Raw genomic sequence first — 12,762 nt, forward strand, 5'->3', positions numbered from 1 at the left:
ATTTCGCGACTACGCGCGCGAGCGCACGCGCACTCGGCGCGCGAGCAGGAGGCCCGCACCGAGCACGATGAGCAGTGCGGCACCGCCCAGCACGCCCACCGGCAGCGCGGAAGACCCTCCGGTGACCGGGAGCTGCGACGTGGTAGCGAGCTCGTCGGCCGAGGCGATCGCGATCGGCACCCATCCGATGATGGCGCCGGACGCGTCGTACGCGGCGAGGCGGTGCTGACCGGTGACATCTTCGGGAAGCGTCACGGAGAAAGTGTTGTTCGCGCTCACCGTGTGCGTGCCGAGATCCGTCGGCGACGAGAACAGGAACGCGGCGATGTTCTGCCCCGCGTACTCGTCGCGCATGGCGACCTCGATCGTCGAGCCCGCGATTGCGGTCGGCGGGGCGACAATGCGCCCCTCGAGCTCAGCAGTCAAGTCGTCTTCCGACGGCGTGACCGAGATCGGATCGGGATCAACGCCCGGGTCAGTACCCGGGTCGGTTCCCGGGTCGGTTCCGGGGTCGGTGCCCGGGTCGGTTCCGGGATCGGTGCCGGGCTCCGTACCGGGATCAGTACCCGGTTCGGTTCCGGGGTCGGTTCCGGGATCCGTGCCGGGGTCGGTTCCCGGGTCCGTGCCCGCACCGGCGAAGGTCACCGGTGTGAATGCTTCGAGTGCCGAGTCGCGGCCACCGTGTGCGCCGATGGTGAAGACACCGCAGGTGATCCCGCTCGCGAGGCAATCGACCACTGCGCCCGAGGCGCCGATGAACTTCGACTGCACGGTGAGACCGTCGGCCGTGAAGCCGCCATCGGCGAAGACGGCTTGCGCCGACCCTGCCGTCGCCGAGTCTGGCCAGGCGATGAAGCGCTGGTTCGCCATGTCCGGAATGTAGTCGTAATCGGTGCCGAGCTTGCCACCCTGCGAGGGCGCCTTGGTCGAATATCCGAACAGCAGATACGCACCCGAGGTGTTGGTGTGCTTCTCGTAGCCGGAACCCGACACCGAGACCGTGGTCTCGTTCGCGAGATCGGCGCCCGGCGTGACGACGAGCGCGGGGCCGCCGTCGGGATCGGTGTCGATCGGCTCAGACGTCACGGTGACGACGGCGGTATCGGTCGTGACCGATTCGCCTCCACCCGTGAACACTGCGCGATACGAGTACGTGCCCTCAGCGAGCTTCGGGGTGACGAACGTCGGCTCTGTGGCACCGGCGATATCGTTCCAGACCTCGTCGACGAGCTGCTGCCACTGCACGGTCGGCGCGGGGGAGCCCGCGGCACTCGCGGTGAGTGTCGCCGTGCCGTCGACGGCGATCGTGACCGAGCTCGGCTGTTCGACGACGGTCGGCGATGCCGGGGTGAACGGGTTCTTGCCGTCGCCGAGTGGGTCGGCATGATCGATGCGCGTACCGTCCGTCGCAGCCGCATCGGTCGACACTGCTGCTGTCGCGGTGACCGGGAGCGGGGCCTTCTCCGGGTCGCGGTCGCTGCCGCTCGCGTAGAACCACGGCTGGTTCGACACGTCGAAGTAGCTCACGAACGACAGCGGGAAGCTGTTCGGGTAGGTGAGCCCGGCGCCCTGCGTGTAGCTGCGGCCTTCCCACTCGGGGGTACCCGAGAAGGTGAGTGACCCATCATTCGCCGCGGCGAGCTCACTCGCCGAGAAGGTCGCGACGACGACCCGACGGTAGCTGCTGTCGACGGGCCCGCTCCAGTGGCCGCCGCCATCGTTCCAGGCGACCTCGGCAGTGAGCGTGGCGCGACCGTCGGCTCCCACCGCGAGGTACGGATCGGCGATCGCCATGTAGAGCCCCAGGTATCCGCCATAGGGGCGGTAGATGGCGGTGCCCTGCCAGGTCAACTGGGCCTCGCCGGTCGCGGCGTTGCTCCATCCGGTGCCGTTCGCGAAGTCGAAGCCGGTAGCGCCGAGCGTGACGTTCGGCGACGCGGTGTCGCGCATCCAGTCGTGCGCGTACTGCGAGAGGTCGAGCGTGAACTGTGCCTCGCTCGCGGTCACCGCACCCGCGGGTGCTGCGCCGAGCGCGATGCCGGCCGGGGCCATCACGCTCACGGTCGCGGGGTCGCTCGCGACCTCGGAACCGCCCGAGCTGAACACGGCGCGGAACTGCGCACCCGCATCACTCGCCGCAGCGGTGAACGTGTAGGTGCTCGCAGTCGCCTGGTCGATGTCGGCCCACGTCTGGCCGTCGGTGGAGCGCTGCCACTGCACGGCAGGGGTGTCGGCCGCAGTTGCTTCAGACTTCAGTGACGTCTGCTCGCCCACGCTGACGCGGGCGGACTCCGGCTGAGCCGTGACGCGCAGGCTCGTATCGACCTCCTGCTCGTCAGCGAAGACGATGCGCGTGGTGTTGCTGGCGCGCGAGCCGTAGGCGCTTTCGACCCGGTAGCGCCAGAGCGCATCGAGCTGCTCGGTCGGTACCTGCAACTGCGACGAGAACGAGCTGGTGGTCGAGGTCGCCCACACATCTTCGCCGGTCTCTTGACGCAGGTACGGCGCCTCATCATTCAGCGGCCCAGGCTGTGCGCCGGGGAGCGTCGTGACCGAGCCGATGTCGGAGATCGCGGAGTTCCACGATTCGCCGCGCTTCGCCCACGACGTACCGTCGTCGAGGCTGTACTCGAACCAGACGCGGTTCAGGGCGATGTCGGTTCCGGCGGCCCCGTAGGCGAAATCGATGCCGGCACCCCGGGTGGCTGCATTCAGCGTCAGCGTGGAGTAGGGCTTCGGAGCGGTGATGTACTCCGTGCGGTACGAGTATGCGCCCGAATCGAGTGCGACGAGCATCGTCGTGGCGGGGCGCCAGCCGATGTGCGAGCGGAGCGATCCGGCAATCACAGTGCCGGCGACGTCGAGCGAGGTGCGGGCGGCACCAGTGTCGGTCGAGTAGCGCAGAATCGCATCGCCGCGAGCCGTCGTGACCTGCAGTTCGTTCAGGTAGCTGACGTAGGCCAGGGACGCGGCATCGTCACCGATGTCGAGCACCGAGCGCGTGGACTGCACACCTGAAGACGTGTTCGCATTCACGAGCGCAACATGACCCTCGTCATCGCTGACGGCGATGAAGCCATTGTTGTCGAGCAGCCACTGCTGCACCGATGCGAGTCCGTCGACCTTCGCGGTGGCCGGCGATGTCAGGTTGTACAGTGACACGGAGTCGACCTGACCGGGCTTGCTCGAGAAGACGTTGCCGTAGGAATCTGAAGCGAAGGATCGCGCGGCGCCGTCGAACGGCAGGGCAAAGGGCTCGCGACCTGCCTGAGGGGACAGCGCGTACGTGAGGCGCTTTCCGGCGTAGGCGTCGCCGTCGCGGTACACCGCGAGCATGCCGGTGCTGAACGGATTCAGCAGCTGCAAGTCGGCGAGCGCCACGCCCGTGAGTGACGTGAACTTCGCGGCGTCGGTCACGGTAAACGTCGAGGTCGACGCCGTACCGAGTGTGCCCGCACCGGGAGTGGTGACGGTGAGGAGCTGACGCTCACCATCGCGTTCGCCAATGACATAGACGTTGAGCGGGCGCGGTGCGGCCTGATCCCAGTCGACGGCGGCGGAAGCGGAGGTTACGGTGTCCAGGTACTGCGACAGGTCCAGGCTCTGCGTGACCTGACCGGTCTCTTCGGTGACCTGCTGCAGCACGATGCCGGCGTCGGAGGTGACAGCACGCAGCGTGTTGTTGCCGTTTTCGGAGGGCGTATCGATGAGGAGAGCCTGCGCGTTCGCACCGATCGAGTCGGGCTGTGCGGTCGGCGTGCTATCGAATCCGGCGTAGAACGGATCGTTGGCGGGTTCGCCGCCCGTTCCTGAGCCGGGGTCCTCGCTAGAGTAGAGCTGGATCTCGCTTAGCGTTGGCGTGTAGATCTCGCCGGGGAGCATGTCGGTGATCGACAGACGCACTTTGTCGGTGCTGACGTGCTCATCGAGTGCGATCGTCTTGCTGTGCCCGATACCGCCGCTGTACGAACCGAAGGTGCTCCAACTGCTCGAATCGGTGTCCCACTGCTGCAGCTGGAAGTGATCGACGCGCGGGTCGGTGCCCGAATCCGTGTATTCGTCGAGGTAGACCTCGTCGAAGGTCTTCGTTTCGCCGAGGTCGAGATCGATGGTGATGGGGAACGTGGCATCGTCGGCTGCGGCCCAACGGGTCTGCACGGAGCCGTCGACGAGGTTCGCGCCCGCGAGCGCGCCGTTGTTCCAGGGGTGGGTCGAGCTGGCGGTGACTTGGGCGCCGTGCGCGAAGTTCACGCGCCCGGTCACCGCCTGTGCGGTCGAGACGCCGCTCAGCGTGACGACTGCAACCAGCGCTGCAGCGAGCGCCGGCTTCAGGATTCTTCGGGACAAGGGATTGCATCCTTTCGGCGCGCCGAATCGAGAGCTGTTCGCGAGTCGGCGCGTGGAGTGATCAACACAGAAGAGCACCTGAGATTGCGCAGAACGCAATCATCGGAGGTTGCCGAGGTAAGCCTATCCTTAGTGTGATGACATTCTGAAACGATTCAGTAACGCTGCGGTTCGCAGGGCTGGCGCAGTTCCTGGGGTTCGTGCGGTTCGCGGGGTGCACGATGTGAGGCGGGCCGGCCCGGAGTGGTGGTGCGTGCGTGCGGGAGCTCAGTCGCGAGTCGCGGAGCGCTCGACCGCGGCGATGATGCCCGTCAGTTGATCGCGGAGCGCGACGAGCTGCTCGACGGGCAGGCCGAGTCGATCGACGACTGCGGGAGGCACCGCGAGTGCGCGTTCGCGAAGCGCCGTGCCCGCCTTGGTCGGGGCGAGGGTAAACGTGCGCTCGTCTTCCGCAACCGGTGTGCGTTCGATGAGCCCGGCCTGTTCCAGTCGCTTGATGATGGGCGAGAGTGAGGCGCGGTCGAAGTGGAGCAGTTCGGCGATCTCTCCGAATCGCAGTGGCTCGCCGCCCCAGAGTGCCAGCATGACGAGGTACTGCGGGTGTGTGAGGCCCAGTGGCTCAAGGATGGGGCGATATACCCCGATGACGCTGCGGTTCGCGACGGCGAGTGCGAAGCACACCTGACGGTCGAGTTCGAGCGGATCGCCGGGAAGCTGTGCCATGTCGACGATTCTAACTCGTTCGTGCGTGAACGAACGTGATAGCATTTCGTTTGTGCGCGAACGAAAACGACGACTCTGGCATGCGACGCCGTGGGATGGTCAGCCCGGTTTCTGGGCGGCCTGGCGGCGATTCTTCTATCAGTTCGAGGGGACCGCGCAGCTCGGCGACCCGAACGAGCCGGCGTACATCGCCCCCGCGGACCCGAAGTGCCCGATCTGTGGCGCCTCGATGAGTGCTCACCGCGTCGATCGCGGAGGCCCGGGCAAGCCGACCTACCTGCGTTGCCCGCCGAATGAGGCTACGGCTGCGCAGTCAGGGGATTCTGACCGTCCTGCGACATGATGCGGTGGGTGTGCAGCTCGAGGTCGATGAACCCGGCGATGAGGGCACGATAGGCGCCTTCGACGACGTCGGGTGAGGCGTTCGCGGTGCGCGCGAGTTCCCGTACTTTCTCGATGACCTGCTCGACGCGGGCGGGCGCGCGAACCGCGGATTCGTCTGACTTCAGCGATCCTGCGCGAACGACCCAGCGCTGACGCTCCGCGATCAGATCGACGATTCGGCGATCGAGATCGTCGATCTCGGCGCGTACCTCGGCAATGGTGGGGGTGCGCCCGGCGTCGTCGGTGTCGTCTGCCGTGCTCGTGCCGTTTACTGCCATGGGTGCGGGGGAGGCCGCGTGATCGAGTCGCAGCTCCATGCACGTGAGATCGAGCCAGGAGCCGAACTTCGCGCCGACCTCGGGGAAGGTGCCGACGCGCGTGAATCCGAATTTCTCGTGCAGGCGGATGGAGGCGGCATTCGTTGCATCGATGCCGGCGATCATCGCGTGCTTGCCGAGCAGCCGCGCCCGGGCGATGAGCTCGCCCATGAGGAGTGCGCCGACTCCCGAGCGACGCACATCAGTGTGCACATAGATGGAGTGCTCGACCGTCAGCCGATACCCCGAGAACGGGCGCCAATCGCCGAAAGACGCGTAGGCGATCGCCTCGCCGTCGCTGCGTTCGGCGATGAGAATCGGAAAGCCGGAGTGCGCGCGATCGCGCATCCAGGCACGTCGGTTCTCGATGTCGACCGGGGTCTCGTTCCAGATCGCCGTGGAGTGGAGTACCGCATCGTTGTAGATCTCGGTGATGGCCGCGAGATCGTGTTCGACGGCGTCACGCACCCGCAGCGGTGTCGGGGCTGCAGTCTGGTCGTTCGTGCTCACGGGGTTCAGGTTAGCGGGATCCCTGAGCGAACAGCCGAATCATGCCGACGGTGACTGACCCGCCCATGAGCGCTACAGCGCCGAGGGTGAGTGCGCTCGTATTCCACAGTTGGAGCGCTGCGTACGACATGCTGACCGCGAGCAGGCCGGCCGCGAGGGCGATCTGCGCGAGCATTTGCCCCGCAGTGCGGCGTATTCGCGCTTCGTTGCCTTCGTGGATGGGGAACGGCAGGTTCAGTGGCACGCGGCGAGTCGAAAGCCAGGCAAACACTGCGGCGAGCGTCGAGATGAGTACGATACCCGCGATAGCTGCCCCAGGTGGTCCCCAACCGTCTGGTTCGCCGGTGATGCCGAAATGCGTCGGCATCTCCTGGGGGAGACGGTGCAGATGCGTGGCGACGTTGCCCACCGCGATGACGGCAGAGAGGTAAGCGAGACGCCGCACCCACCCCGTTGCCTGGCCGACGCGAAATGCCGCGGGGTCAGCTGCGTCCTCGGATGCCAGGGAATTCGGGTCGTGGGCGAAATTCATGCGTTCACACTAGCTGGGTGGCCCTACCGCTACACCCGCACCATGCGCACGATCCCCACAATGAGCGAGACGACGAGGCTCACGAGCCCGGCAATCGCAAAGACGAGTATCGGCAACCGAATCAGCACGGCGAGCGCGAGACCGAGCAGCATCACCGCGACGATGCCCGTCTTCCACCCGATCATCTGCTCGCCCGCGCGGTAGAGGCGCTGGGCGTTCTCCTCGGTGAGGGGAACGGGATAGGTGAACAGTCGGGGCACGTGCGATGCGATCGCGAGCAGCACCACCATGAGGGCAAGCGCCGCGAGCACGACGAGCAGCGTTGGCTTCGGGCCGTATCCGTCTGCACGGCCAGCATTGTCGAAGTGCGTCGGGATGGCATCGGGCAGCGCTGGATACGCGAGGAGACTGCCCACCACAGTGAGGGCAGTAAGGATCAGCGCACCGCGTCGCACCCAGACCGTGCCTCGGCCCGTCGCGTACCGGCGCTCTGGCCGCGCGATCAGCGTGCCGGGCGGCGGCTCGGGAGGCAGATCGTCAGGGTGCACACGGCCACGGTACTCCTCGCACCGCACTCGCGGCAGTGCCTGTGTCGATGCCGCATCGCGCTCGCCGCAGCGCTCGCCGCAGCTCGCGTCGCCACCGTGACTCGGCAGATTGGACTGTTGCGGTGGCCGTAGAATCGCCCTATGAACTTCATGCGTCTGAGCTGGGGCATGAGCGCCGCCGTCTGGTTTGCCGTCATCGTGCTCGTCTGCATCGCCCTGGGCCCGCTCGCAGTCATCGTGGCACTGGTCTTCGGGCTCGGCCCCGACGTGTCGCTGCTCGGCGCATTCTCTGAACGCGGCAGGCTGAAGCCGAGCCGGGTGCGGCTCTACAACACGCTGCACACGATGATCACCCCGGTCGTGCTGCTCGTCATTGGGCTCATCGTTTTCTTCATCACTGGCGGGGTGAACGGTGGGTTCGTGTACGTGGCGCTCGCGGGCGCAGCCTGGTTCGTGCACATCGCTGCGGATCGCGCGTTCGGTTTCGGCTTCCGTGACGCAGACGGCACGATCATCCCGGTGGGTGTCACCATCTGACGCCTCTCGCCGCGCGCCACTGCCGGGCCGATCACAGGTTGCCTTAAGGTGAACTCAGTGCCCGCGCGGGGGTGCTGCGCTCACGATACGAGGAAGGACCGGCGTGCATCTCAAGAGCCTCACGCTCAAGGGCTTCAAGTCCTTTGCACAGCCGACCACATTCCAGTTCGAGCCCGGGGTTACCGCGATCGTCGGTCCGAACGGATCGGGCAAGTCGAACGTCGTCGATGCGCTCGCCTGGGTGATGGGCGAGCAGGGCGCGAAGACGCTGCGCGGCGGAAAGATGGAAGACGTCATCTTCGCCGGCACCTCGACGCGCGGCCCACTGGGGCGAGCCGAGGTGAAGCTCACCATCGACAATGCTGATGGCGCACTGCCGATCGAATATACCGAAGTCACGATCAGCCGCACGCTGTTCCGTAACGGCTCGAGCGAGTACGCGATCAATGGCGAGTCGTGCCGGTTGCTCGACGTGCAGGAGCTGCTGAGCGATTCGGGTCTCGGGCGTGAGATGCATGTCATCGTCGGCCAGGGACAGCTCGATGCCGTATTGCGCGCGACGGCAGAGGATCGCCGGGGGTTTATCGAAGAAGCCGCGGGCATTCTGAAGCACCGGCGGCGCAAAGAGCGCACGCTGCGCAAGCTCGAGGCCATGGAGACGAACCTCACGCGTCTGAACGATCTGGCCGGTGAGATTCGTCGCCAGTTGAAGCCGCTCGGCCGGCAGGCTGAAGTGGCGCGTGCGGCGCAGGGCATCGCCGCCGAGGTGCGCGACGCGAAGGCGCGTCTGCTCGCCGACGATGTGCACCGCCTGCGCGCCGAGCTCGATGCGCTTGCGCGCGATGAGTCGGAGCAGCACTCCGAACGCATCGTGCTGCAAGAGCAGGTCGAGCAGAAGCAGCTGCGCATTCAACGTCTCGAGCACGAGCAGCAGAGCGACGAGCTCGATGCGGCTCGACGCGTGACGATCGGCCTCGAATCGGTGCAATCGAAATTGCGCGGGCTCTACGCTCAGACGCAGCAGCGACTGACCTTCCTGGCGACGCAGGCGGAGGCGCCCGAGCAGTCGACACGACTCTCGCGTGCCTCGGTTGAGGAGGCCGGCGAGGAGGCCGCCCGGCTCGAGAGCTTGGTTCCGGAGACGGAAGCTGCATGGCAGCGGGCGCAGTCGGCGACGCGCACGGCGCAGCAATCGCTCGACGCCATCGACGAGCACATCGCCGCGCAGAGCGAACTCGTGTCGAAGCACGATCTGCAGCTCTCGCAGTTGCGCGGGCGCGCTGAAGCCGCAGAGCAGAAGCGCGCGACCGTCGCACAGGAGGTCGAACGGCGCGAGGCGGCGGTCGCCGGCGCAGAGTCCCGCGCTGAGGAAGCACGGCTCGCGCTCACCGGGTTCGAGGAGCGCGAGGATCTCGCCGACGATTCGGGCGATGCACAGTCGAGTGAAGATCGCGACGCGGCGTATCGGGCTGCGCAGGAACGACAGGCCGCTGCAGAGCAGCAGCGCGACGCGGTGCGGGATCACCTCCACCAACTGGAACAGGAACTCGCGGGGTTGGAGGCGCGTGTGAGCGCGCTGACCCGGTCGCTTGATCGTCGCGACGCGTCGGGAGCGCTCTTGAGCGATGCCCCCGAGGGCATTTTGGGTCGGGTGGCCGACCACGTGCGTGTTGCGGAAGGGTCGGAAGCCGCGATCGCTGCAGCGCTCGGCTCGTTTGCGGATGCCCTCGTCGCCGATACGGCAGCGGCTGCGGGGCGCGCCGTAGCGTCGGCTCGAACGCAGGACCTTGGCCGGTTGCGGGCCGTGATCGCAGGCGCCGCGGGCCGCGAATCCGATGGGGCTGAATCGAGCACCCACGACGCGCCAACTGTTCCTGGTGCGACGCGCGCAATCGACGCGCTCATCGACGCCCCCGCGGGGGTGCGCGGACTCCTGGAGCGCAGCTACATCGCTGCCGACCTCGACGGTGCGATCACGACGGCCGAAGCTCTAAACGCTCACTGGCCGTCAGACGGGTTCACCGTGGTGACCTCAGCCGGCGATGTCGTCACAGCGCACACGCTGAGCGGCGGGTCGGGGCAGGCTCCCTCACGCATCGAACTCACGGCAGAACTCGAACAGGCCGAGCAGCAGCGCGCCGCGGTCGCCGAGTCCGTCGCGGAGCGCGAAGTCGAGCTTGCTGAACTGCGTGCGGCCTCGAACCGCGCGAAGACCGACGCGCAGGAGGCGTTCTCTGAACTCAGAGCCGCTGATGCTCGCCTCGCCGCGGTCTCCCAAGAGCGCAATCGTCTCTCGGCGCGCGCCGAGTCGGCGGTGGCCGAGGCCGAGCGTGCCCGCCAGGCGCTCGCGTCGGTGGCCGAGTCCGCGACCGGCGCAACGGCGGAAGCAGAGCGGGCAGTCCACGCCCATGATGAGGCATCATCGAAACCCAGGCCCATGCTCGACGCCAGTCAGCGCGAGGGCGTCTGGGCTGACGTCGAGCGCGCCCGCGCAGCGGAGCTCGAAGCTCGTCTCGCACTGGAAACCGCGCGCGAACGGGCGCGCGCCGCGGCAGCGCAGCGCGCAACGCTCGCCGAGCAGTTCGAGGCTGAGCGACGCGCTGCCGACGAAGCCGCCCGACGAGCGGTGCTGCGCGCGCGGCAGGTGGCGCAGGCAGAGCGCGTCGCCGCACTGCTTCCCGCGATCCTCGACGCCTGCGATCGTTCGCTGGCCGAGGCGCGCATCGCGCAGCAGCAGGCCGAGCAGGAGCGTGCGCGCCACAGCCAAGAACTCACCCTGCTGCGCTCGGAGGAATCCGCCGTGCGACAGAAGCTGCAAACACTCACCGAGCGTGTGCACGGCGCCGAACTGAAGAGTTATGAGCGCAAGCTGCAGCTTTCTGCGCTGCTCGAGCGCTCCGGCAATGAGCTGGGACTGGTCGAGGACGTGCTGATCGCGGAGTACGGCCCTGAAGTCGCCGTGCCGATCGATACGGGGGAACCCGTGGCCGCACCCGCGACCGCTCGTTCCGATGCCCCGTCGGAAGCGCCTGCATACGCGAATGATCTCGAGGCGCAGCTCGCCGCCGAACTCGGACTCGATGTTGCGGGGGAGCGATCCGCCGAAGTGCCCGACGCAGTCTCCGCGGAGACCGAGTCGGATGCATCCGAAGCCGCGCAACCGATACGCACGGTTCCCTTCGTGCGTGCCGAGCAGGAGCGGCGGCTCGCAAAGGCTGAGCGCCGCCTCGCCGAGCTCGGACGCATCAACCCGCTCGCACTCGAAGAATTCGCGGCGCTCGAGCAACGTCACAGCTTCCTCACGGCACAGCTGCAAGACCTCGCGAAGACGCGCACCGACCTCATGGCGATCATCGCCGACCTCGATGAGAAGATGCAGGGCATCTTCGCTGCGGCGTTCGAAGACACCCGGGTGGCCTTCGCCGAGGTGTTCCCGATCCTGTTCCCGGGAGGGTCCGGCGAGATCGCGCTGAGCAACCCCGACGACCTGCTGAACACCGGCATCGACATTGCGGTGCGACCCGCCGGCAAAAAGGTCGAGCGGATGTCGCTGCTCTCGGGGGGCGAACGCTCGCTCGCGGCCGTCGCGTGGCTGATGGCGATCTTCCAGGCCCGACCGAGCCCGTTCTACATCGTGGACGAGGTGGAGGCCGCGCTCGACGACGCGAACCTCGGCCGTCTATTGCAGGTCTTCGAACGGCTCCGCGAGAATTCGCAGCTCATCATCATCACCCACCAGAAGCGCACGATGGAGATCGCCGACGCACTCTACGGCGTCTCGATGCGTCAGGACGGCATCTCCGCCGTCGTCGGCCAGCGGGTCGGCCGCGAAGAGGACTGATCCGTGACTCCCGAGGAGCTGCTTGAAGGCCCCCGGGGGCGTCGCGTGTGCCTCGAGGCGGCCATGTTGTGTGCACCCGGCGCAGTAGAGCCGAACGTTCGGCTAATTGACGCCTTAGCGCGAGTGCCCCTGAACCCGCTGACCTCAGAACTCCTGCTCGAAGCGTTGATCGAGTCTGTCGATTCCGCGCGCTACTGGCAGCCGCCAGACGGGCACGACGTGTTCGCGGCGATGCCGGAAGCCCGCCCCGGCCTCCTGCGATTCGCGCGCGCCATCGTGTCGTCCGCTGACGCGGAATGGTGGGAGCGGCCGGTGGGAGCGGCGCACGACGTCGAGACCGAGTGGATCGCGCACGAACCCGAACCGGAAGGTGGGCCGTCGCCACTCGATCCCCCCGAGAGCGCGCTCGCGGCTCTGATCGACTGGGAGAACGACACCAGGTACTGGGAGCAGCGCGCTCAATCAGAACTGCACGAGTTGCCCGATGGTCACTCCAATCACTGGTGGTCGAAGCCGCCGTGGGGGCTCGTACGCACGACGAGCGAGATCCCGCGCTTCGGGCCCGTGCAACTGCACCTGAAAGAGGATTCGCACGGCCCTGAAATCGCCGAAGTACGCGCAGTGCGCGTGGCAGATGGCGCTCGGGTGTTCCGGATCGACCGCGCGGAGCACTGGGCCGAACTCTGCCGCCGGTACCCCATAGACGTCACGCTGCAGAAGCAGTGGGATTGGCGCGAGACGACCGGGCGCCGCGGGGCATGGGTGATGCCGAACTGGCGTGCGGTTGCGGCGGACTGGGATGCCGTGCATCTCAGCGTGGCCGGATACTTGCGCAGCGCTGGGTCCGTGATCGCGTGCGACGAGCACACCGCGAGTGTGATCGCGGGGTGGGATCCGGATACCACGTACTGGTTCGGGTCGGTCGCTGTACCCGAAACGGTTGCGGTCGAATGGCGTCGCTGCGAGCCCGATACGCACGTAAACGTGCGCGCCTGGTCGCCCGTGGAGTGAGCAAACACGGCG

Annotated in this window: 8 protein-coding genes; 3 read left to right on the top strand and 5 right to left on the bottom strand. The window is 67.1% G+C overall.

The annotated features are described in order from the left end of the window. Positions 1-9: 9 nt before the first annotated feature. The 5 genes from AMS67_RS16160 to AMS67_RS17695 form a co-directional block, all read right to left on the bottom strand. Positions 10-4,347: a DUF8696 domain-containing protein gene (locus tag AMS67_RS16160; protein WP_053388246.1), complete on the bottom strand. Its 4,338-nt coding sequence runs from the start codon at positions 4,345-4,347 to the stop codon at positions 10-12. A gap of 267 nt (positions 4,348-4,614) precedes the next feature. Then, positions 4,615-5,070, bottom strand: coding sequence for a MarR family winged helix-turn-helix transcriptional regulator (locus tag AMS67_RS16165; protein WP_053388247.1), 456 nt, complete (start codon positions 5,068-5,070; stop codon positions 4,615-4,617). A 299-nt stretch (positions 5,071-5,369) separates the two neighbouring features. Continuing rightward, positions 5,370-6,281, bottom strand: coding sequence for a GNAT family N-acetyltransferase (locus AMS67_RS18130; protein ID WP_075201458.1), 912 nt, complete (start codon positions 6,279-6,281; stop codon positions 5,370-5,372). A gap of 10 nt (positions 6,282-6,291) precedes the next feature. Beyond that, a complete protein-coding gene (locus tag AMS67_RS16175; protein WP_053388248.1) occupies positions 6,292-6,813 on the bottom strand; it encodes a DUF1648 domain-containing protein in 522 nt (173 codons plus the stop codon). Between the two features lie 29 nt (positions 6,814-6,842). Beyond that, on the bottom strand, positions 6,843-7,361 hold the full coding sequence (locus AMS67_RS17695) for a DUF1648 domain-containing protein (RefSeq protein WP_053388249.1): 519 nt from the start codon (positions 7,359-7,361) through the stop codon (positions 6,843-6,845). Between the two features lie 141 nt (positions 7,362-7,502). Here AMS67_RS17695 and AMS67_RS16185 point away from each other — a divergent pair, with 141 nt between their 5' ends. The 3 genes from AMS67_RS16185 to AMS67_RS16195 all read left to right on the top strand — a co-directional run bounded on the left by AMS67_RS16185 (position 7,503) and on the right by AMS67_RS16195 (position 12,750). After that, positions 7,503-7,898 (top strand): DUF4260 family protein, encoded by a 396-nt coding sequence (locus AMS67_RS16185; RefSeq protein ID WP_239684023.1) that lies wholly within the window; start codon positions 7,503-7,505, stop codon positions 7,896-7,898. Between the two features lie 103 nt (positions 7,899-8,001). Then, a complete protein-coding gene (locus AMS67_RS16190; RefSeq protein ID WP_053388250.1) occupies positions 8,002-11,739 on the top strand; it encodes an AAA family ATPase in 3,738 nt (1,245 codons plus the stop codon). 123 nt (positions 11,740-11,862) lie between these two features. Next, positions 11,863-12,750: a hypothetical protein gene (locus AMS67_RS16195; protein WP_053388251.1), complete on the top strand. Its 888-nt coding sequence runs from the start codon at positions 11,863-11,865 to the stop codon at positions 12,748-12,750. Positions 12,751-12,762: the final 12 nt, after the last annotated feature.

This window comes from Leucobacter japonicus (genome assembly GCF_001273855.1).
In the GTDB taxonomy this organism is placed as follows: Bacteria; Actinomycetota; Actinomycetes; order Actinomycetales; family Microbacteriaceae; genus Leucobacter; species Leucobacter japonicus.